General features: G+C 46.6%; 24 protein-coding genes and 1 pseudogene. 22 read left to right on the top strand and 3 right to left on the bottom strand.

Annotation, left to right across the window (positions count from 1 at the left end):
• The first annotated feature begins 35 nt into the window (after positions 1–35).
• From LEPBO_RS39415 to LEPBO_RS0134255, 7 genes are all read left to right on the top strand, one after another.
• The gene (locus LEPBO_RS39415; RefSeq protein WP_190711066.1) at positions 36–1,703 is read left to right on the top strand and encodes a tetratricopeptide repeat protein; all 1,668 of its coding nucleotides are present in this window, start codon (positions 36–38) and stop codon (positions 1,701–1,703) included.
• Positions 1,700–2,194 carry a hypothetical protein gene (locus LEPBO_RS0134290; protein WP_017292114.1) on the top strand — a complete coding sequence of 165 codons (495 nt, stop codon included), beginning with the start codon at positions 1,700–1,702 and terminating at the stop codon, positions 2,192–2,194. The genes LEPBO_RS39415 and LEPBO_RS0134290 overlap by 4 nt, the downstream gene beginning before the upstream one ends.
• A gap of 127 nt (positions 2,195–2,321) precedes the next feature.
• Positions 2,322–2,819, top strand: a complete 498-nt coding sequence (locus LEPBO_RS0134285) for a hypothetical protein (protein WP_144056470.1) — start codon at positions 2,322–2,324, stop codon at positions 2,817–2,819.
• Between the two features lie 75 nt (positions 2,820–2,894).
• Positions 2,895–3,320 (top strand): hypothetical protein, encoded by a 426-nt coding sequence (locus tag LEPBO_RS39410; RefSeq protein WP_199326395.1) that lies wholly within the window; start codon positions 2,895–2,897, stop codon positions 3,318–3,320.
• 92 nt (positions 3,321–3,412) lie between these two features.
• A protein-coding gene (locus LEPBO_RS42025; RefSeq protein WP_144056469.1) for an IS630 family transposase occupies positions 3,413–4,287 on the top strand; the annotation gives its coding sequence in 2 pieces (ribosomal slippage) (positions 3,413–3,739 and positions 3,742–4,287; 873 coding nt in all).
• A gap of 42 nt (positions 4,288–4,329) precedes the next feature.
• Complete coding sequence (locus tag LEPBO_RS43800) at positions 4,330–4,998, top strand: hypothetical protein (RefSeq protein WP_017292110.1); 669 nt, start codon at positions 4,330–4,332, stop codon at positions 4,996–4,998.
• Between the two features lie 281 nt (positions 4,999–5,279).
• The gene (locus LEPBO_RS0134255) at positions 5,280–5,678 is read left to right on the top strand and encodes a calcium-binding protein (protein ID WP_017292109.1); all 399 of its coding nucleotides are present in this window, start codon (positions 5,280–5,282) and stop codon (positions 5,676–5,678) included.
• Positions 5,679–5,760: 82 nt separating this feature from the next.
• Here the strand turns inward: LEPBO_RS0134255 and LEPBO_RS0134250 are convergent, their stop codons facing one another.
• A complete protein-coding gene (locus LEPBO_RS0134250) occupies positions 5,761–7,824 on the bottom strand; it encodes a hypothetical protein (RefSeq protein WP_017292108.1) in 2,064 nt (687 codons plus the stop codon).
• Between the two features lie 2 nt (positions 7,825–7,826).
• On the bottom strand, positions 7,827–9,899 hold the full coding sequence (locus LEPBO_RS0134245) for a tetratricopeptide repeat protein (protein ID WP_144056468.1): 2,073 nt from the start codon (positions 9,897–9,899) through the stop codon (positions 7,827–7,829).
• Positions 9,900–10,008: 109 nt separating this feature from the next.
• On the opposite strand from LEPBO_RS0134245, the gene LEPBO_RS0134240 reads away from it, so the two are divergent.
• From LEPBO_RS0134240 to LEPBO_RS0134205, 6 genes are all read left to right on the top strand, one after another.
• On the top strand, positions 10,009–10,494 hold the full coding sequence (locus tag LEPBO_RS0134240; protein WP_017292106.1) for a hypothetical protein: 486 nt from the start codon (positions 10,009–10,011) through the stop codon (positions 10,492–10,494).
• 79 nt (positions 10,495–10,573) lie between these two features.
• On the top strand, positions 10,574–11,056 hold the full coding sequence (locus LEPBO_RS0134235) for a hypothetical protein (protein ID WP_017292105.1): 483 nt from the start codon (positions 10,574–10,576) through the stop codon (positions 11,054–11,056).
• A gap of 215 nt (positions 11,057–11,271) precedes the next feature.
• Complete coding sequence (locus tag LEPBO_RS0134230) at positions 11,272–11,583, top strand: hypothetical protein (RefSeq protein ID WP_017292104.1); 312 nt, start codon at positions 11,272–11,274, stop codon at positions 11,581–11,583.
• A 258-nt stretch (positions 11,584–11,841) separates the two neighbouring features.
• A complete protein-coding gene (locus tag LEPBO_RS0134225) occupies positions 11,842–13,476 on the top strand; it encodes a tetratricopeptide repeat protein (RefSeq protein WP_225903995.1) in 1,635 nt (544 codons plus the stop codon).
• A gap of 230 nt (positions 13,477–13,706) precedes the next feature.
• Positions 13,707–13,907: a hypothetical protein gene (locus LEPBO_RS0134220; protein ID WP_017292102.1), complete on the top strand. Its 201-nt coding sequence runs from the start codon at positions 13,707–13,709 to the stop codon at positions 13,905–13,907.
• Between the two features lie 922 nt (positions 13,908–14,829).
• Positions 14,830–15,495 (top strand): pyridoxamine 5'-phosphate oxidase family protein, encoded by a 666-nt coding sequence (locus LEPBO_RS0134205; RefSeq protein WP_017292099.1) that lies wholly within the window; start codon positions 14,830–14,832, stop codon positions 15,493–15,495.
• A 63-nt stretch (positions 15,496–15,558) separates the two neighbouring features.
• Here LEPBO_RS0134205 and LEPBO_RS0134200 read toward each other — a convergent pair whose 3' ends face one another.
• The gene (locus tag LEPBO_RS0134200) at positions 15,559–16,056 is read right to left on the bottom strand and encodes a transposase (RefSeq protein WP_263970858.1); all 498 of its coding nucleotides are present in this window, start codon (positions 16,054–16,056) and stop codon (positions 15,559–15,561) included.
• 1 nt (position 16,057) lies between these two features.
• On the opposite strand from LEPBO_RS0134200, the pseudogene LEPBO_RS41450 reads away from it, so the two are divergent.
• The 9 genes and pseudogenes from LEPBO_RS41450 to LEPBO_RS43790 all read left to right on the top strand — a co-directional run bounded on the left by LEPBO_RS41450 (position 16,058) and on the right by LEPBO_RS43790 (position 24,980).
• A pseudogene (locus tag LEPBO_RS41450) lies at positions 16,058–16,765 on the top strand (IS1 family transposase).
• A gap of 247 nt (positions 16,766–17,012) precedes the next feature.
• Positions 17,013–17,597, top strand: coding sequence for a tyrosine-type recombinase/integrase (locus LEPBO_RS39395; RefSeq protein WP_190711067.1), 585 nt, complete (start codon positions 17,013–17,015; stop codon positions 17,595–17,597).
• A gap of 770 nt (positions 17,598–18,367) precedes the next feature.
• Complete coding sequence (locus LEPBO_RS39390; RefSeq protein WP_017292097.1) at positions 18,368–18,871, top strand: reverse transcriptase N-terminal domain-containing protein; 504 nt, start codon at positions 18,368–18,370, stop codon at positions 18,869–18,871.
• Positions 18,872–19,137: 266 nt separating this feature from the next.
• Entirely contained in the window at positions 19,138–19,440 is a 303-nt protein-coding gene (locus LEPBO_RS0134175) for a hypothetical protein (protein ID WP_017292096.1), read from the top strand.
• Positions 19,441–19,472: 32 nt separating this feature from the next.
• A complete protein-coding gene (locus LEPBO_RS0134170) occupies positions 19,473–20,198 on the top strand; it encodes a reverse transcriptase N-terminal domain-containing protein (protein WP_199326396.1) in 726 nt (241 codons plus the stop codon).
• A 582-nt stretch (positions 20,199–20,780) separates the two neighbouring features.
• The gene (ltrA, locus tag LEPBO_RS0134165) at positions 20,781–22,457 is read left to right on the top strand and encodes a group II intron reverse transcriptase/maturase (RefSeq protein ID WP_017292094.1); all 1,677 of its coding nucleotides are present in this window, start codon (positions 20,781–20,783) and stop codon (positions 22,455–22,457) included.
• Positions 22,458–22,505: 48 nt separating this feature from the next.
• Entirely contained in the window at positions 22,506–23,651 is a 1,146-nt protein-coding gene (locus LEPBO_RS0134160; RefSeq protein ID WP_017292093.1) for a group II intron reverse transcriptase, read from the top strand.
• The gene (locus tag LEPBO_RS43795; protein ID WP_051077914.1) at positions 23,644–24,276 is read left to right on the top strand and encodes a reverse transcriptase/maturase family protein; all 633 of its coding nucleotides are present in this window, start codon (positions 23,644–23,646) and stop codon (positions 24,274–24,276) included. Before LEPBO_RS0134160 ends, LEPBO_RS43795 begins: the two co-directional genes overlap by 8 nt.
• Before the next feature lie 47 nt (positions 24,277–24,323).
• Positions 24,324–24,980 (top strand): group II intron reverse transcriptase, encoded by a 657-nt coding sequence (locus LEPBO_RS43790; RefSeq protein ID WP_199326382.1) that lies wholly within the window; start codon positions 24,324–24,326, stop codon positions 24,978–24,980.
• Positions 24,981–25,037: the final 57 nt, after the last annotated feature.

Here is a 25,037-nt window from a genome sequence, read left to right as displayed (position 1 = left end):
AGACGATGAGCGATCAATCGAGATTCAGTAAGCACATGATAGACAACCGGATTAAATTCAAGAAGCGCGATCGCATTCTTCGAGTCGCCTTGGTTATGAGTTTGTCGATCGGGACTCAGTTGCCAGTGGTCGCCCAACCCAGACCTGCTAATCCTCCGATCGCACAAACCGCATCTTCTGAGGTGCAACAGCTACAAGCGCAAGCGAGTCAACTCACTGATCAAGGCAGATATCGAGAAGCAATTCCGCTGTTGGAGAAGGCGTTGCAACTTCAGGAAACAGCTTTAGGTAAAAATCATCCTGAAATTGCAGTGTTGCTGAATGACTTGGGGTTGAGCTACGTTCGGCAAGGACAGTATGCCAAAGCAGAACCGCTCTATCAGCGATCGATTCAAATTCGCGAAGCAAAATCCGGCGCAAATCATCCCGGACTTTCTATCACGCTAAGTAATTTAGCAATGCTCTACCACCTTCAAGAACAGTATGCCAAAGTAGAGCCGCTCTATGTTCGCGCCCTCGTCATTCGAGAAAGAGCGCTCGGCAAAGAGCATCCATCCATTGCAACAATTCTTGGTAATCTTGCCGAAGTCTTCCGAGAGCAAGGACAGTACGCCAAGGCAGAACCACTCTATCAACGATCGATCAAAATTCAAGAGACAACATTCGGTCAGAATCATCCCTCCGTGGCTCAGACTCTAAGCAATCTCGGTGTTCTCTATTTCGATCAAGGGAAATATGCGAATGCAGAAGCCCTGTTTACTCGTGCCCTCAACATCCGGGAAACGACGTTAAGACCGGGTCATCCTGATATTGCCGTCGGTTTACACAATCTAGCAGTTGTGACCTTGCAGCAAGGAAAATATGCCATTGCAGAAAGTCTGTTTACTCGTGCTCTGACGATTCGAGAGAAAGCTTTGGGACAGAATCATCCTGATGTGGCTGCAACCTTACAGAATCTTGCAGCCCTCTATGATGAGCAAGCAAACTATACCAAAGCAGAACCGCTCTATCTTCGCGCTTTGAACATCCGGGAACAAACGATCGGTAAAAACCATCCTGAAGTTGCATTTACGCTGAATACGCTAGGAGGATTGTACAAAAAGCAAAATCAAGATACGAAAGCAGAATCGCTCTATCTGCGTGCCCTCCGCATCTATGAAACAGCATTAAGCAAAGCTCATCCATTGGTTGCGATGACGCTGCACAACTTGGCAAGCTTATACCGCGATCGACAACAGTATGCCAAAGCAGAACCGCTGTATCTCCGAGCAATCAGCATTCGTGAATCTCGTTTGGGTTCAGCGCATCCTGAGCTAGCAACTAGCTTGAACGCCTTAGCTTTGCTTTATCGAGATCAGAAGCAACCTGCAAAGAGCGAACCTTTGCTTCTACGTGCTTTGGCGATCTATGAAGCGGGATTAGGAAAAGAACATCCCCGAACAGGTATCGCATTAAATCATCTTGCCGATCTCTATGCCATTCAAGGACAACCCGCAAAGGCTGAACCTCTTTTCCTAAACGGACTCAGGATTCTAGAAAAAACAGTCGGAGAGAACCATCCACAGACGATCGCAACATTAACGAATCTGGCAGAATTCTACAAAGCACTCGGAAACTCTGCAAAGTCAAAAGAATTTTTCGATCGTGCAACTCGTGCTAGACGCAACGTTCGCTCATTCCGAAACCTGGAGAATAACTCATGAAGTCATTACTGTCGCTGACGTTGATGGGAAGCATTTTGTTTAGTGCAACGTTGCCCGCAATCAGTCAAGAACCCGTGTCTGTGTCTCGATCGAACATTCGCTCCTACATTGGGCTAACCTATCGAACACTACCCAAAGGATTCAAAGATAACGGAGGATGGGTCGTGAAAGGCGGTCGATATCGAGCGGATTTTGTGCAGCGAGGCAACACCAGAATGATCTGGTTTACTAAAGCGCTTCCGTGGAATCGAGGGGGAGCCGTTCCGGTGCAAGTCGTAGACGTGATGGAGCTACCGACATTCCCGCGATCGCAAGAACTACACTTTGCTTTTTGCACCTTCAATGGTCAAGACGATCGAGAGATTTTTGCGATCGCAGAAGCGACAGACGAAGACATCCGTACTAACATCCGTCGAGCTTGGAGAGCCAACACCAAGACCGAAAAGATTGAATCCACTAGCCCTAAAGGAGTGGCTTGCAAACAGATTTAATCGATCGCATAACCTGTTCGACAGCAATCCCTAAATCCACATAACTTCCTTGCTTGTGTTCTTCACAGAACAATCTTTTATGCTTCTCAATCCATCATTTATCACAAAAACCATCTTGATCAGTCTCATGAGCCTATGTATCGGCTGTAATCAGTCTGTTCAATCTAAAGCAATTCCTGCTGCTACGGAAGCTCCTAAAACTGCACCAGAAAAAGCAATTCCTGCTGCTGCGGAATCTCCTAAAACTGCACCAGAAAAAGCAATTCCTGCTGCTGCGGAATCTCCTAAAACTGCACCAGAACCCGTTGCGACTCAGAAACCGTCAGAGTCAGCACAGAACTTTCCTACCGAAGTTGAAACTCCTACAATTCTAGAAGGACGATACTGGATCGGTTACACAGGTCAAGCATTAGAAGTCGAAGGCAATCGCTATCGATACGAAACTGAGGGCGGAACACAACCTTGGCGATCGATTACCGAACTACAAGCGGTGCAAGAAGGTGTGATCTACGACGGAAACAACTATTGGTGCTTATCGAGCATGGCTCCTCAAGGTCAGATTGCATCTTGTTCTGAAAAAGGCTGGGTGACTCCATCCACTCCAGACAACAATTCACGCAATTAATCAACCTGCATCATATAGCAGGTCGATCGCAATTCTGAATTAATGTTCAATCTTATTTCATTTGGAGATTTCTCTATGCTACATCAAGGATTCAAATCGATTTCAATGCTTCTCATCATGAGCGCTTGCACAACAATCTTAGTATTTGGAGGTGCAAAAGTTGCCAGTGCTGAAACTCGCCAACAATCTGTAAACAGTGTGACTGATTGGCTGTTTGGCAATCTTTATCCTCAATTGAATCGTCGAAAGCTGAGAGCAAATGAGTATCAGTACATTCAAGAACGGCAAGCAATCTGGACGGTGATTAATAATGGAGGACTCCGCTACGAGAGAGCGAAGGACATTAGAGCTTGCGGGATTCCAGATTGGTCATTTCAAAACAATGATGAAGCCTTGAAAGAACGACTTGCAGATGCAGTCTTCTACGCTCGTTACCCGAAAGAAGAGGGAGACCGATTAACCCAAACGAACGGGCTGCAATGCGGGAATGGCTTCGGTTGAAAAATTCAATGTATAGCGGTTGCCATTAGCGTTGCGGTATTGCAGAGGAATAGCTGGGCACTCTAAGAAAGTCGAGTTTCCAAGTTCCTTCAATGCCGAAAGCTTACAGTCGAGATTTGCGGGAAAAAGCGATTGCCGCAATTGATCGTGGTGTGCCTAAACATGAAGTCATCACCATGTTCAACATTAGTCGTGATAGTCTTGACCGTTGGCTTAAACGACGTGCAGATACCGGAGATTTTGAAGCTATTCAAGGCTATCAACGCGGACACAGCCATCGGATTGTCGATTGGGAGCGGTTTCGTGCGTTTGTCAAACAGCATGGCGACAAGACCCAGGAAGAACTTGCAGAACTGTGGCACGACTCCGTGAGTTCGCGAACCATCTCACGGGCTTTAGCTCGAATTGGATTCACGCGGAAAAAAAGACCTACGGCTATCGTGAACGCGATGAAGTGAAACGGGCGGAATTTCTCGAACAACTTGCCGAAATCGAGCCGTCGCGGCGTGTCTACGTGGATGAAGCGGGCATGGATCAGCGCGATGACTATGGCTATGGTTGGTGCGAAGCGGGGCAACGATTTGAAGCTGTCAAATCTGGACGACGGGGCGGACGCATCAACATGATTGCAGCGTACTGTGAGCGACAACTCCAAGCGCCGTTCACGGTTGAAGGCTCGTGTAATCGAACCATCTTTGAGACCTGGCTCGAAACTTGCTTAGTTCCGCAACTTCAGCCCAATCAAGTGGTGATTCTCGACAACGCGACTTTTCATCATGGTGGACGGGTGGCTGAAATTATTGAGGCGGCAGGCTGCCATCTCCTTTATCTACCGCCCTATTCTCCAGACTTCAATCGGATTGAAAAGTGTTGGGCTTGGCTCAAAAGTCGCACTCGCAAGCGCTTAGGCCAAGCTCCATCCTTGCGCCATGCAATGGAAGCTGTTCTCAAAGATGCAACGGCTTAATCGCATAACTATCGCTGCCGCAAGCTTTTAGGCGACTGCTATATGTTGCTTATTGCTAACGGTATGAACTGTCAGAAACTAATACCGATCGTCTTGATTGGATTGCTGCAAGCTTGTAGTGGGAGTCCTCCTGTTTCGCTGCAATCCACACCTGTTACTAATCAGGAAGCTGTTTCTCAACCGAATCCGCCAACTTCTGAAACACCAACTCAATCGATTGAGCCAGTTAGAGAGGTTCAAACTGCGGAACGCCCAAACTTACCTGCTTTCTGTGCTCCAGACGAGTACAAACTTTTCTTTGAGAAGTTCGTTCTAGGGAAAGACGAGCAGGGCAATGATATTCGAGCAATGTACACTGCCGATCTCATCGAAGTTCGCAACTATGACAACCCAGATCAAGTACTGGAAGTTTTGCGCCGCCAAGATGATGAATTTAGCATCGATCTAGTAGACACTCGGTGGGTTCAACTCGTAGCTTCTCCGGTTGATAACAGCCCGTACACTCGATTGAATTTGAACATCGATCGTATTAGTTCGGATACGTTTCAAGTCGATTATATCAAAGCACAATACAAGTACACCGGAGATGTTACAGGCACAGAATCCGAAGAAATTGTGCAAACATTTGGGAATTCAGCCGCATACATTTTTCAGCATCGGAATGGGTGCTGGAGACTGACGCAAAAACTACGATCGACAAAACCGCAATAGTTACTTGTTGAGCTTACAGTAACGATTCAGCTAAAAGCTCTAGCACGATTCGAGAAGTCGAAGAAAGCACTTTTTGTGCATTCTAATCCTCTGCATAACCTCTCGGATCGTGAACCTAAACCACTACAGCAAGTTAAAGCTATCACTCTTTGATTGATTGAGCAGAAGTGATGGCATTGAACTTTGAAACAGTTGGTGTTCGGTGTGAGATTGACGAATGCCAACACGGATACAGGGTGCTGAAACAGAATTTTTCACAACAAACTTCAGGAGAAAATTGAATGAGTCTAACGGGCACTGCTGGAAATGATTCGCTCATTGGCAGCACTACAAGCGATACTTTGCCGGGACAAACCGGCAATGATTACCTTGATGGTAAAAATGGTGCAGATACCTATCTTTTCAATGCGCTTGATGGTGCAGATATCCTCGGTGATAGTAGTCCTGATGCGAGTGTGGATGTGCTGGTACTATCGGGAGCAGGTCTCGAATCGACAAACGTTCGAGCAACCCGCGTGAATACTGATGATGTGCAGCTTTCCTTTGGGGGAAGTTCAGCATCGATTTTGCTGAAGAATCAACTCTTTGGCGGTCTTTCTGCAAACTATGGAGTGGAGAGTATCCGGTTTGCAAATGGAACCACTTGGACAGAAGCTCAACTCCGGAGTGCACTCCGTTAATCGCTCTTGAGAAAAGTACTTACAATGTGTAAGATTGCTCAACCCATTGTAAGTACTGATCCCCTGAATACTACAAAGCAATTTAGCGATTCGATAGTAGAGCCAGGGTAGCTTCTAGTAATCGAATCGTTTCTGTCGTTCGGTTGCGCTCAGAGTAGAGTTTTGCGATCGCAATCAACCGACCAACTGACTCAGACCTGACTCGATTCGCACGTTGGGAAAGGCGCTTGGCTTGTTGAAAGCTATCGATCGCGATTTCTAACTGTCCGGCTTCGAGTGCTGCGATCGCGATGTTATCGAATAATTCGGCTTTGAACAAGCAGAGATGATCGGGAATTTGAGCGAGTAGATTAGAGGCTTTCGTGAAGTTACGGGCTTGAGCATAAGCGCGAATATATCGGGCTTCGTCCAAGGCACGATTTTCTTCGGGAGACAGCCGTAAAGTTGGGGGAAGCGTGGGCGATTGGACGGTTCTGGGTTTCTTAGATTGCTTTGATTGAACCGATGGAATGGGTGTAACTCGACGTTGCAGCAGTCTCGTATCTGGTACACGTTGCGGAAGATTCACATCCAAGAGGACATTGGAGAAAAACACGCCTAGAGGGGTGAAGGGTGGTTCATTGAGAAGATCGAGCGGTGGTGCAACGATCGAGACTGGCAACGGTGAAAGTTTAGATTGAACACGTCTGGCTCGTTGTTGATCGATCAATCGTGTTGCTTGATCAAACTCTCCGATCGCTGCGTATTGTTCTGCAATTTGTAAGTTTAACCAAGCGAGATCAGGCTGTCGGATTAGTTCAGCAAGAAGCGACCGAGCCTGGGTTCGTTCTCCAACTTGAATCAGGGCGCGGATCGCGTCGAGTCGTTGAAATCCTGAAAACTCTCCTGTTTTAACTTGCTGCATTTCAGCAATAATCTGAGTGCTGAGAGCAGACGGTTTCGCTTGGTCAGCACGTTTTACGATCGTTGCCATTGCTTCGAGACGCATTTGAGGATCAGCGATCAGGCTTGCAATGTTGTAAGCAACAGATAAGAGTTCTGCATCGACGAAAATTTTGACAACATCAAGCGATGCGCGTGAAGCTGTCCATTGATCTCGAATGAATTGGAGAAATTGTTGAGCACTACGACTATCCCCCAGTTCTGCGGCTTGTTTTGCTAAACTGATGTAGCTTTCTCTTGCATCACGCGAATCTAAGCTTTGAGCGATTTGGAGGGATTGTGCAGTTTGATCTGCGGCAGCATACGCGAGAACTAACGACTGCTGAAGGGGTTTTACGTTACTACGATCGATAGATTTGATCAATGTTTCGGCTTGATTCAAAAGTAGCAAGGCTTCAGAAGATTGTTTCATCAATGCGAGTTCATGTCCTGCTTTGATGAGGTTCTGAATTGCTCTTGGTCTGACGGTTTGGGGTTCAACGTCGCGTAGCAATTGAGCAACGATCGAAGTCATTATCGATCGAGCCTTCTCAGGTTGTTCAGCTTTGCGATAAGCTTCAACAAATTGAAGAGCTTCGGCATTGTTATTCCAGTTCAGAAGCATTCGAGCCTGATCGAGAATCTTCACGGCTTCGGTCACATTACCTTGAGTCCGATAGTCCTCCGAAAGTAGCAGCATCCATTCTGCTTTAAGCGTTGGAAGATTCCACTGCTGTTGATATTTCATCTCGTCTTCGTCGGGTTCTGGAAAATAGTCAACCGCTTGTAGAATCCAAGTTGATTTTGCTTGTAGGGGAATCTTTTTGAGTTGTAGCGCGAGCAGTCGACGATAAGCCTCCGGTTTTTTAAGTTCAGGAAATAGCGCGATCGCAGCTTGAATTTTGCCCGCTTCTAAGTTCTGAATCGTTCTTAAGACTGCGATCTCAGACGCAGATAGTTCCAGCCGCGATCGCAGATTCTCATTGATTTGATTCGCCCGATCTGGGCGATTGGCGCGGAGAAACTCGATCGCAATTTCAGCGCGTTGCTCTGCTTGTTGGAGCGAGATTCCTCGAACCGAATGAGTTGAATAAGGAGATGAGAATCGTGCAACTGCGATTGAGCTTTTGCAAGCAGGCGCGGGTCGAGTTTGGGCAATCGTCGGAACAGAAATCGATTGAGCCAACGAAAAGGTGAGAAGTCCGATCGTAAAACGTTGAAACATGGTTATGGAATTAGAGTGAGTGCAGATTCTAGTAAAAGAGCAGCTTCTTTGAATTGATTCCGTTGGGAATAGCGTTTCGCGATCGCGATTAGTTGCATTCTGATGAAGTTCGGATCAAGCTGTGAGGCGCGTTGATTCAGACGATCGCTCTTTTGCAACGCATCGAGAGCAATTTCTAGCTGGTTAGCTGCGATCGCGCTTTTTGTCACTTGTGCGAGAACATCAGATTTGAAGGTGCAATATTGATTCGGAATCTGTTCGATCAGAGCATTCGCTTTCTGGAAATTTTGAGCGATCGCATAATGTTTCGCTAATGCACCTAGAATTTCAAATCGATTTGCTGTCACAGTTGCAGGGGAAGGCTTTGCGCTCGGAATTGGTACAGGTTTGTCGAATTGTTTTTGCTGAGGAGCAGGAATCGCGGAAGGTGATGGGGCGAAACGGGCTGAAGAGAAGAATGATCCTAATCCAGAAGATGGAGACAGCGGAGCTAACTCGAAGTGGGACTCGTACTGATTCGGGGTCGGAGAAGCAACTAGATCAGCCGCTGCACGATCGACATTAATGGCAGCTAGTCGCTGATTCGCAGTTTGAAAATCACCAACTCTCGCATAGAGATAAGCGATCACGAATTGCGATTTTAGATCTTTGAGTGAGACTTGGTTGAGAAGTTGCTGCACTCGATTAACTGCACCAGCCTTAACCAAGTGATTCGCAACTTCAAACTCTGGAGTGCCTGACCGCAATTTAGAAGCAATCTGCAACATTTGAGCAACAATTCGATTCGAGAGCGATGCTTGATTTGCGCGATCAGCATAGTTTACGATCGTAGCTAGCGACTTGATCCGGAATAACGGAGACTGAATTGAAGCCGTGACTTGTTGAGCCAGATCAAACTTGCCTGCTTTTGCATAGAATTCGACAATCTCAGGTAACACGGTCAGCGATTGTCTATCGAAGCTCCAGGCTTTTGTTGATTCAGGTCGAATTCGCTGGATGGCTTGAATTGTGAAACGATCGTTCCCCAATTCCGCCGCTTGTTTCGCCACTAACGCATAAGCTAAATCCGCTTGATTAGGTTGCAGCAATTTGATCACTTCAAATGCTTTTGTCGATCGATTCGCAGCAGCATAACCTAATGCTAATAATTGAATGTGCGACTGGTAAATCGGGTCTGGAGATTTCCGCAGCAGTATTTCTGCTTGAGTAAGATAGGACAAAGCTTTCTGCGATCGACCAAGTAGTGCAAGTTGATGTCCTAGATTCACGAGATTGAAGATTTTGACAGAATTGGAACCATCGAGCGATCGCACTTCGGTCTCGATTCGAGCGGGTACAGTGTCGAGTATCGATCGTGCAATGTCCGGTTTTCCCGATTTGCGATAGGCTTCTGCCAGTCGAATTAGGGTTACAATCCTAGTCTTTCCTGTGCGCGATCGAGCTTTTTCTAATAGCGCTAGAGCTTGCTTTGGATTGTCTGCTTCTTGATGTTGAGCAGCTAAATTTAACAGCCAATCAGTTTTCTCTAATTCAAGATAGGTCGAAGACTCTGGCATCGTTTCAATGACTTTGAGCACCCATTGTGTTCTATCATTCAACGGCAGTTCTAGCAATTGAAGAGCCACAGCAGGCGAGTTCAGCCATGAAGATTGAATACTGGGAACAAGCGCGATCGCATCATTTGTCTTTTCAACTGCTAAATTCTGCAACAACCTTAATACCGTCACAGATTCGGGTGAAAGCTTCATTTGAAATCGAATTGTTTCATTGATTTGCTCAAGACGATCCGGGCGATTCGCACGAAGAAACTCGATCGCGATTTCAGCTTGCCACATTGCTCGAATTTGCTGTTCAAATTCTGGTGAAATCGGCAGACTACTCAACCGATCTGAAAGTCCTGGAGGATAGAAACTTTGGCAAGCAGTTTGAGCGACTGCGGGAACTGCAAACAATGGAATGAAAGAGAGAAGCCCGATCATAAACCGTTGAAACATAGTGTTCAAGATAATTTGAGAGGTTGCAGAATTTTCCAACTGGGTATAGAGTTTCGCGATCGTGAACAGTTGCACTGTCACAATCTCTCCGAGCGTTGTTAGTTTGCTCTGTTGATAAAATATCTTCCATATTGCATAACCTCTGTAATCCCGAACTCTACACCCGCTCAAGACGTTCACAACCCGAATCATGAAATATCAATGTTCCAGTCTCCGCTCGATCTCACTTCTCACAGGACTTCTGATCACGATGATTGCCGCTGGAGATATTGCAAATGCGGCTCCTGTTCAAACTCGTGAAGGCGCGATCGATTGGCAAACCGACCTATTTCTTCATAAAGTGAATCCTGAATTAAACGGGCGGAAACTGCGATTGAGTGATACTAGCTACATTCGAGAGTGGAATGCGATTCGGCAAGCTGTCAATCAAGAAATGAAGCCGAATATCACTGAATGTGCAGGCGATCAGTACTGGGAACTCTACAGCTATGACGGCATCAATGGATTGCCTTCTGGTCGCCGCCCTGCCTCATCTTTTGACCGAATTGCAGATGCGATTTTCTACAGTCGTCATCCTGAACTTGCAGGTCGATCGCTCTCTTCCTCAAATTCTGCACTCGCTCGTGAATGGAGCCAGATTCGTCAAGCCATCATGATCGAACAACCTTGCAGCTAGTCAACTCTCAATCTCTAAAGAAGAGCATTCATCGATCGATTATCGTGGAAAAACCTTGTAGCTAATTAGAGCTTTTCTCATGCAAAATCAGAATTTGAAATCTATCTCGAAGTTTTTTACTTCAAGTGCTTTTGTAATCGCGATCGCTTGCACTGGAAGCATTCCTTTGATTCTGAGTAGTCCAAGCATCGTTCATGCTGAAACCCGTGAGCAGTCTGTGGATAGTGTGACGGATTGGTTGTTTGGAAATCTGAATCCTGGACTGAACCGCCGCAGATTGCAGCATTATGAGCATGGCTATATTCGAGAGTGGAATGCGATTCGCCGTGTGATTGACCAAGACGGCTTGCGTTACTCCAAAGTGGGTCCAAACGGAGGCGCATGTGGTGAGCCAGACTGGACATTTTCCAACAAAGATGAGGCACTCAAAGATCGTCTTGCAGATGCTGTCTTTCACAGTCGCTATCCTGAGAGAAGAGGAACACCCATTCGCCCAGATGAACGTGCTGCAATGCGCGAATGGGTCAAGATCAGAAATTCGATGTCTGTTGCATATTGCTAAAAGCACTTTACTTCTCAAGATTTATTACAATGCGCTATCTCAGTTTCGTCTTTCCCTCTAGCTGTTTTGCGGGTGCCTTGCACTTGCGCTCTGCGCTAAACGCAGGTTGCAAGGCTTAAATTGATGCCAAAGTAGCTCAACAGGTAAGCAAGTTACTTTGTTGCTAGATTCGATCAAAATTGCCTTGCGTAATATCAGTTGTCAACTTCGGTAGTATGAAAAATATTCAAGTTATCGATCGTGCAACGAACTGTGCTTATGATGTTTATAGTGCAACCGATGAGGAATTTCTCAAGATTTTCCCAGAGCCAAATCAAGATATCCAATTCAACGAGGACATTGAAGATGATGAAGAGATTCGACAGATCTTAGCTCGACTTTGGAAGAGGCGGTTAAAAAAGCCAGAAATTCATGGCATTCACGGTACTTTGTTCTATCAGCTTCCTGAAAAGAAGCAGTTCTACCCGAATAAAAGAGAGAGTGATCTAACCATTAATCAGAGTAGACCTCAAGATAGTGCGACGTGAGCTTACTCAGCATCTGCTTATTGTGAAAAGCTAAAGCACGTTGAGCTACCCAAATTCAAAAGGGGTAATCTTAACAAAAGATTAGAAGCACATCAAAGTTTGATTTAGACTTACACACTAGACGTTATGACGATATTAGCTTCCTCAAAACCAGCGATACATTTTCCAATTGCCCTACTTTTGCTTTTTGAATTTAAGCAGCCTGCTCAAGCAGCTCCCGCAGTTCAGGTAACACAGACTCTCACGACATCTGGATCCTTGACAGAGCTTGGAATTCAAATCGCTGAAAGTCCGACTCCTAAACCTGCTGAGGCGCTATTCGAGAGAGCGATTCAGATAGCAGAAGCAATCCCTACTTTCACAGAGCGGACTCAAGCGTTGCTCACCATTGCTCGTAGACTTCGTGAAGTCAATCAAGTTTCAAGATCTCAGCAATTAATTGAACGAGCGATTCAACTTTCACTTGATCGCGTTTCAGAACCCGTCAAAGATGACTATGACAAGGCTCGACAACAGGAAGACCTAGCTATCATCAGCGCTCAACTTGCAGAAGCTGGACAGGTCGATCGCGCCCTTCAGTTAGTCAAAACTAGGATTTCCTCAAATCTGCGTAAAGGGCAAGCGCTCAACAAAATTGCGGTCGCAGTCGCACACCAAGGTAACGCTCAACAGGCTAGAGAGTTATTGAGTGAAGCTGTGCGATCGGTGAAAGGCGACACTGAAGACTACGCCTATGAATCGAACGGCAGTTGTGGGAATGAAAAGTTTGCAATTTTCTCAGACATTGCTAAAAGCTTAAGTTTAGTCTCAGAGTTAGATCAAGCGTTACAAGTTGCCGAAACGATATGGGGTTGCAACTCGGCATCAGGAGATGCAGCGCAGTATTATCAAGCTTGGGCTTACTTGGGAATTCTGAGTCACCTTGAAACTGTTGAGCAACTCCAACAAACTTGGAATAGTGCTAAACAGATGCCCCAAGCACCAAACGTTTCAGGAGATCCAGTCGAACGATTAATGACTTGGCATGAGCTTGCCGATAAGCTAATTGATTTAGGAGATATTCCACTGGCTTTATCAATCACAACCCAACTCTCTACACTCTCAAAGGTCAAAGATGGCACTCGAACATACATCTATCCAGAATTTTTAGTAGAAATGGGGCAGAAGGATTTGCAAAAAACTGCCCTTAAACTTGCTAAGAAGCGACAATTTGAGGCAGCTTTGCAAGTGACACAGCTACTAGCGGATGCCCCTTCTCGACAGGATATTGTTCGTAAAGAAATTGCGGGTCAACTTGCTCATACAAAACAGCTCGACAAGGCGATGCAAGTCGCAAACTCTGTTTCAGATACCACAATGAGAACAAGGAGCAAACTTGCGATCGTTGAGAATTTGCAAAAAGTAGGACTCACAGCTCAAGCTGATACTTTGTTCGAGAGTTTGATCCCAATGTTAACTCCTGAGTCTGCGCCTGAACTAATTGCGATCGGACAACGCGATCGCGCCCTCAATTTGATTGCTAAACTAGACGGGCAATCAGATGCACACCAACGAATTTTAATAGAAACTGCGCTGCAATTTGTGAACCTGAACCAGTTTAAGCCAGCTCTAGAACTCTCTAGCAAACTTAAAGAGAATGGAAATAGACATCCCGTTCTACTAGCGATCGCAGCACAACAGGTCAAACTTGGACAACTTGATCAAGCGATGGAATTAGCACTATCGCTCAAAAATAGCAGTCATTGGGAGTTACCTCCTCAGCGCGATCGTCTTTTGGCTAGTATTGCGAATGAGTTCGTTCGGTCAGGACAGTTCGAGAAAGCACGTCAAGCCGCAGAAGAGATTTCTGAGGATCTAGCCAGAGTAGCTGTGATCTCAGGACTTGCAAAGTAGTTTACTGGAGTCGCGATCGCTCGAACTGCCATGCGTCTAAAAAATTGCTTAATTCTTAACCTAGTCGCGCTTGGTCTAATCACGGCTTTGCTCTAGCGCGATCGCGCACTCAATAGACTGTTTGAAGTTGTGATTTCTCAGCCTAATGAGACTGATATTGTCATTCCAGGCTACTTGATGACTGTGGGGAAGCAGAGTTGTTTACTTGCCAAAAAATAATTAATAATCAAGTGCTTTCTCTAAAAGGAACAACAGGTAAAGACTGTCAAGCCACTTATGGAAATCAGAATGTCACTTGTACACGAGTTCAGGCATCAGCACTCGATACTGTCTACATTGATGATCTACAGTTAGATACGAATCAAAAAAAAGTTCTTCAAGTGGGAGGCGACTCGAAAATCAATTCTCAGTCTTCGATTTCTAGAGGATAAATCTTCAGATGTAGTATTGTTAGGCATTCTGCTGAGTATCTTTTCAATTTTCAGCGCAGCAAATGTCTCTGAATTCTTGGCTTTTTACTGGTCAAAAGGTCTTGCATTGCTCTGCGGATTGTCTGCATTCTTAGCATTGACCCTATATTTTTATTGGTTATTGTCGCTCTTTGGCTATATTGATCGACTGTGAGAGCGAAGGGATTGCATAACCTCTCTTGCTGTGAACTCTACACCTTTACAACCGATACATCAAGCTTTTCAGCTTCTGCGACAAATTGGGCAGGTGACTTGTATTGGGAGTTTCCTAATTACGACTGGAACTATGGTGTACTTGAGCCAAATCGGGTTCATCACATTTCGCGCTGAAGGACTAGCAAGGGCATGAATTTAAAGTTACTACTAAAATCACTACTTTACTTTTTAATTCTCTTCGTGATGGGTATCAATGGAGCTTGGCATATAGCCTTGTTTCTGTCACCACCTAAAACGGCTCCAGGTTTGGGAATTTGGTTCTGGCTATACTTGATTATTTTCCCTGTTCTAGGGCTTTTGGGAATAACGGCTTTAGCTCTCAAAAAACCCCTTAATCTCTCTTGGTGGATAGGAGGCTTGCTGCTGATCTACGTTGGTAGTCTAACATTGCTACCATTCTTGTTTTCTCAAGTGCTATCATCCTTGTTTTCTCAAAACGGTTTTGGGTCTTTTCATGTAATTATGTTTACGATAACGTTGATACGACTTCTTGTAATAATGTTGAGACGCTAGAAATTTCGGCAATGTTCTAGACCTGTGGACGAGCTGTCATAACACCTTTATCCCCGTAAAAGCAAGATAACAACTTTTGCGAATTGCATAACCTCCCTCAGTGTGAAACCCAAACCTGATTGAGCATCCAATCAGTGAGTTTCTGAAATTATCTATGCAAACAACAGAAGGAAACAGCATCAAGCTACCTGGTTCTAGCGGTGAACACCTCGCCCAAGCAAAATTTGGAACAACCCGACGAGCATTCGCATTCTACAACAGGCAAATGCTGAACTATCTCAACCCCTTAATGCGTGAATTCATCGGTGAACAGGAACTACTTTTTATCGCTACATCTGACGCTCATGGAGAATGCGATTGCTCACTTCGGGCAGGTGCGCCTGGGTTTGTTAAAGTGCTGAATGAGAAAACCGTTGCCTATCCAGAGTATCGAGGCAATGGGGTGATGGCGAGTGTGGGGAACATTCTAGAAAATCCGCACATTGGTATGATTTTTATTGATTTTTTCCGACATACAGTTGGGCTGCATATCAATGGGAAAGCGAGCATTGTTGAAAATGCAGAATTGTTCGATCGCGCTGATGTGTCGCCAGAAATCATTGAGGAAAGCCGGACTCGTGGCGGTCATGCTCCAGAACGTTGGATCTTTGTTGAAGTCGAAGAAGCTTATATTCATTGTTCCAAACACATTCCATTCCTGAAGAAACTAGACAAAAAGATCCACTGGGGCACAGATGATGTTCAGCACAAAGGAGGTGATGCTTTCAAAGCGAAAGACTGCCCACGTCCTTGGAGTACAGCAGATTCGGAAGTGTGTTGAAAAGAGTATCTCTGAACTGCATTTCCTCGCGATCGTAATATCCTATAGAACCCAAATGGGTTCTTATCCATGCGCCAAGTGCTTTAGCATCAATCGGATAAAGCAGAGATTAATCTTGGCTGTGGCATGATCTAAGGTACACTCAAAGTTTTTGATTAAACTCTTACATCGCTCCATCCACGCATTGAAACGCTCGATGATCCACCGGGTCGCAACGGGAACGAATCCAGTTTTCCCAATCGCTGCTTTCGTCGGCTTCGGCGCAAGTTGAAAGCAAATCTTCGTCAGGATTTGTGGATAAAACACTTGCAAAGCATAAGCAATGGTTTCAGGATGATACCCGTGATCAAGCAAGATGGTTACTTTCGGAATGTTCACGGGCTTACGACGAAAGTAGTCTAAGTTATCGATGAGCATTTCAGTTAAGCCTTGGTCGTCGGTGACATTCGCCCTGGTACAGTGCGTGAAAAACGGTAGCCCTAATGTATCGACCGCTAAATGACGCTTAATACCATTGGTCGATTTGTAGTGGCAGAATCCGGCGTTGCATAATAGAAGAATGATGCCATGTCCTTACTGCCAATCCAGTCAAATCGTCAAGAACGGACGACGCAAGAGCATACAGAGCTATCTGTCCCGCAGTTGTGGTCGTCAATTTCGCGAAACTCACACTTCTCAAGGCTATCCAGCCGAAGTCAAAAACCCCTGCTTGGAACTTTATCTCAATGGCAGAGGCGTTAGAGCAGTGCCTTCGGCTCTCGCAAAGCGAGTCCGAGCGCGTGACCAGTGTAAACCACAACACGGGGATCAACTGGGTTAAACAAGCCCATCAAGCTTTGCCAGAGGAAGATGATGAGATTCCCGAAACAGCTCAAGTTGATGAACTCCAGACCTTTGTCGGCTCAAAGAAGTCAAAGTGTGGATTTGGGTCGCAGTAAATTCCAAGTTCTCTGGTCTTCTCAAATGGGTGGTCGGCGACCGTTCTCTTGCGACGTTTCGCCTGCTTTGGTTGCTGATTCGGGGTTGGTGCTGTTTCTTGTACATTACTGATGGTTATCCGGTCTATCCCTGTTTGATTGAGGATTGTGACCATTTAGTTAGCAAGACTGCTATGACTCGCGTTGAAGGAGAGAACAGTCGATTACGGCACTATCTTGCTCGATTACATCGCAAGACCTTTTGCTATTCCAAGTTTGTCGAGATGCTAAAGGCATCAATTCGCTTGTTGATTTACTATCTGAAACACCGTCAAGTGTCTCTACTGGGATGAATCATTCACCTCTGTGCAACGCCGTTACGTTTAACCACTGAAAATCGGCGTGAACGGTTCAAGATGCTAGGCTGATGATAGAAGTTGGGAAGTCGTGATTGCTCGCAACAATGCTCGTTGCTTTTGATCTCGAACCGATAGAACTCATTCTACCTATTGAGAGCGCTTGTATTAGACGATGACGTATTTGGAGCAAATACAACAAGCGCGATGCCTCTGGCACACGCGGACGTGCTCGCTCTCTTCAATGGCAAAATTCATACTTTTCGCTCGAACTTTAGCAAGATACCCTGAGCCGAACTTGCGATGTTGGGATTCACCTCGATACCGACGGTACAGCCAAACTGTTCGCAGCATCTATGTGGAAAACTATGATGGAACGCGGTTGCGGTTTGCCAGGAAAAAAGATGGTGAAGAAGCGATCGTTCCCATTCGTCAAGCAGCACGCGACCACATTCAGGCGTATCTAGAACGAAGACGTGCTGCGCGAGAAGTGTTGACCGATGAAAGTCCACTGTTCTTGTCCTATGACTTTCATAATTCGGGGAAACGTTTGGGTTACCAAGGAATTTACCACTTTGCAAAGAGCCGATTGGGTGAGGCGACTGGAATTGAAAATTTAACCCCACACCGCTTTCGTCATACGTATGCGTCAGAATTGGTGGAGTTGGGGATTGATTCGCTGCTGGCACGAACGTTGACTGGGCATCGGTCAGAGAAGGTGTTTGAACGCTACATTCAGGGCAAGCAACTCGCAGCGGCGGAATCTGCGTTTTATCAAGCGCTTGGTGAGAAAGTGCCTGACTCGAAGCAGCAAAATCCCGAAGATTAAGTGTGTATGGCTCGACTTGCTACCCGGTGGCTACCGAGTAGAACGACGTGGCAGTGATTTTTATACTGGAGACATTGGGATGCATCTGGATAGATTTGATGATAGGGTTACGTCGAAATAGATCTGGATCTCGATCTATTTCGACATCATCGCGCGACCTTAAGCGTTGCGTCTCTACTGGGAAGCCGTCTTCCCCTTAAGTTCCTGCCCCATGTTCCCGTGTAAAAGGGTCACTGACCCCGCCTACATCAGCAGTAAGTAATGACCCTGATGGAGTGCAAGGCACAGAAGCCTAAACAGTCTCAACCTCAGAGGAAGATAGGGCAAGGGAAAGCTGGATAAGGTGAATGTTTGTGAATCAACGCAAGTTCCGTTATCGAAACACAGGTGAAATGAGGTTGTCACACCTGAACCAAAAGGTACGTGAGCAAACTGAATCACTCGCAAGAGTTTCAGGAGAGGTTCGTTGGTTGATGAGGTAACGAACAAGCAGGTCTCAAGTCTCACCGGAATAAAGTTGGCACCTAAGTCCAAAGCGAATGTAGAGCACAGCGAAAAGGGTAAGCCCGATAGGTTCTCAAAGCCAGGTCGAAGCTTTGAGTAAGTCAACCGTAAGGAAGGCAGAATCATCTAGCGGGTAAAGGAACCGGGAAAAAGCGAAGGCTCTTAGTAATTGGAGAGATAAAGGTTCAAACTTTGCCTCATCCTGAAAGGGAGCAGACTTCCCGATGGTTTCAAACGATAACCCAAAGTAAAGGAATTGAACCTCAGTGAAAGATAGATTCAACCTTGAAATCGGAGCGAAGGAACCGCTAACGGATTGGACAACCATTCAATGGAAGTTGATCAAAAAGCGTGTGAAAAACCTAAGACAGCGGATTTATCGTGCGACACAGAACTATCAGTGGAATCGGGTGAGAAGCCTGACAAAACTGATGTTACGCAGTTACGCCAACCTGCTGCTATCGGTGCGACGAGTCACTTTAGAAAATCACGGCAAGAAAACCGCCGGGATTGATGGTCAACGAGCTTTAACACCCGCTGACCGAGTGAAGCTAGTTGATCAGATGCAGGAATATACGATGTGGAAAGTCCGCCCGACTAAACGGGTTTACATTCCGAAATCAAATGGAAAACCAAGACCGCTCGGAATTCCTGTTCTACAAGATCGCGTCGCCCAAGCAATGGTCAAAAATGCCCTTGAACCGAGTTGGGAAGCTCGATTTGAAGCTAACAGCTACGGGTTTCGCCCCGGAGTGCGATTCGTTGGGTAGAAACTAATCCTGAAATGGAGGGAGGATTACCCGCAAGGAACAAAACCTTGACAATTTGATAGTCATACGGGTGAGGTCAGTATCCTAGAACCCCAAGTCCCGTCCTCCAGGTGCAGGAGTGAAAGCACACAGAACGCGGTTACGAACTGCGTCCCCCAGGGTAGCGACTAGCCATCAATCCCTGAAGCGGGGGTGAAAGGTGACAATGCTGGAAGCCGAATCTGGCAATTCATCGAGCAAGAGTTCATGAGTAGGAACACGAAGGTATGTTTGAACCATCGTCAGGAAGAACCAGCGAAACGGCTAATACGTTGGGAGACCCAAAAGGGCAAGGATCATGGGGAGTTGGCAAGGACCTGGTTGACCAACAAGCACTTCCCCTAAACCCGGTGGATAGTACCGCTCTAAAAACTCAAACCATGACTATTAGAAACGAAGTAACCGCTCGTTTGTTCTCAGCCTCTAAAGGCACTGAGCAGGTGCTAACCGGATACAACGAGTTGGAGAGATTGATTCAGAAGCGAATGCCTACCTGTAATGGGAAGGATATGCAGACAGAATCACGGTGACTTGGAAGATAACGTTTCCAGTAGCAGTCAATATGTCTAAAACGAGTTCTAAGACTACGGTGGAATGGCACGAGATTAACTGGCGCAAGCTAGAGCGGCGCGTGTATAAGCTGCAAACGAGAATTTATCAATCCTCTCAACGTGGCGATGTGAGGGCAGTTCGCAGACTCCAAAAAACACTGATGAAATCCTGGTCAGCAAGAGCATTAGCGGTTCGTAGAGTCACTCAGGATAACTGCGGGAAAAAGACAGCAGGTGTGGATGGTGTCAAATCACTAACCCCAAAGCGACGACTTAACCTAGTCAGTCAACTCAAACTGGGTTCTAAGGTCAGCCCGACCCGACGAGTTTGGATTCCCAAACCAGGAAGGGAAGAGAAACGACCTTTAGGGATACCTACAACGAAAGACCGCGCCTTGCAAGCGCTTGTCAAACTGGCATTAGAGCCAGAATGGGAAGCGCGATTTGAACCAAACTCATACGGGTTCAGAGTAGGAAGATCCTGTCATGATGCAATTGAGGCAATCTTCAATGAAATTCGGTACAAACCAAAATTTGTACTGGATGCCGACATCAAGAGTTGTTTCGACCGCATCGACCATCAAGCACTGCTGAGGAAATTGAACACTTTTCCAACCTTGCATCGACAGATTCGTGCTTGGTTAAAAGCGGGAGTGATAGATGCCAAGCAGTTGTTTCCAACATCTGAGGGAACACCACAAGGGGGATGTAGTGCGCTACGAAGCGCAGTGTGGTAATTCTCAAAAGGAGGTCAACAACCAACGATACGGGATGGCGTTTCCCCCAAAGCGCCAAGACTGATCCGGCAGGCGGCGGACAATGAGCAAGAACCCGTCTGAAGCCCGGAGAACACGGGGCAACCCGCTGACACCCTGTTACAGCGCAAGGCTCCAAGTCTGAGTTTGACTATGGCTACGCAAGAAACCCTTGTCCGAAGCGTCCACACCTTGAGCGCACTGCTAAACAACAGGGATGGTGCGAGACATCAGGTAGCCAGCCTGCACGCAACTGGCGAAACGGTCTTTGGTTCGACCAAACCGCTCTGATTATAGGGGTATAAATCAACGGCTGATGTTGCGGACACTAGGTCTGTGTCCTACGGGCGTAAAGAGGGAGCCTACGGTCAAACGCACCACGTACCACACTGTGAACGTAGGAAGCGTTATGGTCGGTCTGAAAAGACTGGGTTAGCTGCAACTGAAGTGACGATAACGTGGCAGAGCGGTGGTAGTAGTCCGAGCCAGAGAAAGACTGGTACATGGCGAAGCACCGCAGTCATTGCAAAAGGAACGTCCGGGAAGTAGAGAGGACTAAGATGTATGTCCGATATCATCAAAACCCAACGCAGCCTTGCTCGAAAGGCAACGCATCACCGAACTCATCAGTTCGAGGATCTGTATCGCCTAATTTGTCGAGAAGAGTGGATTCGTACCGCCTTAAACCACGTTCTTTCTAACCAAGGAGCGCGGACAGCGGGGATTGATGGCGTGACCAAGAAGGCACTCATGTCAGAAACGGCACGAGCAGCATTTGTTCTGGAACTGCAAGCAGAATTGCGCCAAAAGCGCTTTCGCCCCGTTCCAGTCCGGCGCGTCTACATTCCGAAGTCAAATGACAAACTGCGACCGCTCGGCATTCCCACACTCAAAGATCGAGTCGTACAAATGCTATTGAAGATGGTGCTAGAACCGATTTGGGAAAGTAACTTCCTGAACTGCTCTAACGGCTTTCGCCCAGGGCGCAGGACAATGGATTGCATTGCCCGACTGGATAGCTACGTCAACAATCGCAATAAATACTACTGGGTCATCGAGGGTGATATCAAGGGAGCCTTTGACAATATTCATCATGAAATATTGCTCAAACTCTTGGCACAACGGATAGCAGACCAACGACTCCTGAACCTAGTTGACCGCTTCTTAAAAGCTGGAATGATGGAAGGCAGCCTCTTCAAATCTACTGAAGTTGGCATACCGCAGGGCGGTATTTGCTCGCCATTATTGGCAAACATTTACTTACACCAACTCGATTTGTTTTGGTGGAACAAGTATGGTTGTCTTGACCGCAAGGAAAAGGAGCGTCGTCGAATTCGGCAACAAGGGAACTGTGCCCTGATTCGATATGCGGATGATTGGCTCATTCTAACGAATGGAAGCAAAGCTGAAGCACTTCGCCTCCGCGACGAAATCCAGACCTTCTTACGGGAAGAACTTCATCTGGAATTGTCGGTCGAGAAAACGCACGTCACACACGTGAACGACGGGTTCGACTTCTTGGGCTTTCACGTCCGCCGCTATACCAGTCGGAATGACCGACCTAAACTGTTGGTCACTCCAAGCCAGAAAGCAGTGACACGACTGAAAGCGAAAATCAAGGAGATGACTGCTCGTAAGCGGTTTCGGGACAAACCCTTACTCAAGTTCAGTGCGCTCAATGCTGTACTACGAGGATGGATCAATTACTTTCGCTATTCAAATGCCAAAGGAACAGCCAAAGACCTAGATTTCTGGGTGAATGAACGCCTGTTTCTCTGGCTACAAAAGCGACATCGGCTTCCGCCGAAGAAGATCATCGACCTGTATAAGCAACGAGAACATGGAACCAGAGACAATTGGGGCATTCGCAATGGAGAGACAACCTTGTATCTCTATCGAATGAGCGACCAACCGATAACTAAATATCGGTCACGTAACCCACCGAATCTGTATCTCGCTGGAGAATGGGTCACAACACTCAACCTTGCCGAAGCTCCACAGCCTGAAATCGTTTGGCTTGGCAATGCCGAGAATAACGAAGAATGGCGCGAACTGAAAGAAGAGATCAAAGCTGAACGCGGTGCAAAGTGCGACCTCTGCGGCAGTCGGGAGAATCTCGACCTTCATCACCTCCAAGCTAGACGCTATGGGGGAAAAGCGCACAAAGAGAATCTGCAATTGCTTTGCCGAAGCTGTCACACGGGAACTGAGACCTTTGGGGATCACAGTCGATTGCAATGAGGGAAAGCGAAGTGACGGGAAACTGTCACGCTTCGTTTGGAGAGAGGGATGGATGAAACACGCGAGTCGAAAGTCTTGAAGGTGCGCTCTGTCCCTACTCTATTAAGCCCACTTTTGGCAAATGTTGCCCTTCACGGCATCGAAAATCGGATTAAACAAGCCTTTCCGAGACGTACTCTTGTCAAGAAAGGTAAGTACATGGGCTACCAACCGGGAGCCGCATTGATCCGATTTGCCGATGACTTTGTTGTTCTTCACGAAGACATCACCGTTGTTCAGAGATGCCGAGAGATCATCTCGGAATGGTTAGATGACATGGGTTTGGAATTGAAACCTAGCAAAACTAGACTGACACATACACTAGAGAGTGTAGCAGAAGGAACCCCAGGGTTTGACTTCCTGGGATTCAATGTTCGTCAGTTCCAGATGGGTAAGCACCAGAGTGGTAAAAACACGTCTGGAGAAATGCTGGGATTCAAAACCATCATCACGCCAAGCTGCCAGAGCATTAAGGCGCATTATGATCACCTTGCAAAGGAGATTGATGCCCACAAAGCAGCACCGCAAGCGGCGCTGATCAAACGCCTGAATCCGATTATTCGGGGATGGGCGAATTACTTTGCAACAGTCATAAGCAAAGAAACGTATGCCAGATTAGACGATCTGCTATACGGCAAACTGGTGAGTTGGGCGAAATTTCGTCATCCAATGAAAGGCAAAGGCTGGGTGTCAAAGAAATATTGGCACTCCATTGATGGCGATAACTGGGTTTTTGCCACGAAAAGAGACGAAAACAGCTCTTTTCGACTCCTTGATCACACGCACATCAAAATTGCGCGACATATCAAAGTTAAAGGGAGCGCGTCTCCATACGACGGAAACCTAGTGTACTGGAGTACAAGAATGGGGAACAGTCCTGAAATGTCTAAAAGGGTGGCAGCACTCTTGAAACAACAACAGGGAAAATGTGCCCACTGCGGATTACTCTTCCGTGAAACTGATGTGATAGAAGTTGACCATACCATTCCTAAATCGAAAGGTGGAAAGGATGAGTATAAAAACTGGCAGCTTCTACATAGGCATTGCCACGACACAAAGACTGCGAACGATAGCAGTCCTGGCAACGAATCTGGCTGCAACAGTGCCAAGCCTAAGCCGACCGCAAAGGAACTATCGGTAATGAGGAATGCGTGACAAGCACCAAGACATTGAGGAGCCGTGTGAATTTAACGGTTCATGCACGGTTTTGAAGAGCAACGGCTCTTGTGAGAGAGTCGTTGACTTTACTAGAGGATGTCATGATGCGCTCAGGCAATGCCACAATCGGTTTAGCAGAGCGCGAGATAGCTGGATTCTCGATGCGGATATCAAGGGTGCTTTTGATAATATCAGCCATTCATCGATTCTCACCGCCATTGGGACAATCCCAAGCAGGGAATTGATCAAGCAATGGTTGAAAGCAGGGTATGTAGAATCCGAGGTCTTCTATCCAACTGTGAAAGGCACACCGCAAGGGGGAATATGTTCACCCCTCTTAGCGAATATCGCCCTCACTGGACTTGAAGAGCTACTATCTCAATATCAAAAATCTAAGCCCGCTCCGTTCTTTGATAAAAGTCGGGGGAAAGTCAGAAACAGAACTAGAAAGTCCAACGCATACGGCTATATTCGGTATGCGGATGACATACTAGTCACTGCGACGACGAAGGAAGAGATTGAGAATATTGTCCCGGTGATCCAGCAATGGTTAGCGGAAAGAGGGTTGGAACTGAGCTCAGAGAAGACCGCTATCAGACCAGACATATCAATGATGGTGTGAACTTTCTGGGAGTGACTTTCCGGCAATTCAAAGGGAAAACCTTGGGGATGCCTGAAAAACAAAAGGTTCTCAACAAGTTGAAGGAGATCAGAACCTGGCTGAAAAATCATAAACAAGTCAGCCCGGAGACGGTGATCAACTATCTCAATCCTATCATTCGGGGGTTTGGAAACTACTACCGCATGGGCAGCAGCAAACGGGTCATGTCCTACTTCGATAAACAAGTATGGCAGACACTCTGGCGTTGGGCAAAGCGAAGACATCCAAATAAAGGTCGAAATTGGGTCAAGGAAAAATACTTCCGCACTCATCAAAACCGGAGATGGGCGTTCTTCGCACGAACACGCAATCGACAGGGAGAACCGACCTTCATCTACTTATTTCGAGCTGCATCGATTCCCATCGAGCGGCACGTTAAGGTTGAAGGCACTGCTTCTCCAGACGACCCCAGTTTAAACGCCTACTGGATGAAACGCTTGACCAAGTTCGGCAAAATTCGGTGGGAGAATGTCTCGAAACTGAGGAAAGTGGCAGAAAACCAGCAATGGAAATGCCCCCTTTGTGGAGAGCATCTGTTTAATGGGGAAGTACTGCATACGCACCATCGCGAAAGTGTGAAAGCAGGCGGCACAGATTCGATCAACAATCTCGTGCATTTGCACGTCACCTGCCATAAACATCTTCATGCGGGTGGAGTTCTATGAAGCATGAGGCTTGAGCGGCTTGATGCGAAAGTATCACGAGCCGTTCTGAGGGGAGGG

The sequence above is a fragment of the Leptolyngbya boryana PCC 6306 genome (assembly GCF_000353285.1).
GTDB classification, from domain to species: Bacteria; Cyanobacteriota; Cyanobacteriia; order Leptolyngbyales; family Leptolyngbyaceae; genus Leptolyngbya; species Leptolyngbya boryana.
The sequence above is the reverse complement of the archived record's forward strand: the minus strand, read 5'-3'. Positions and strand labels throughout refer to the sequence as shown.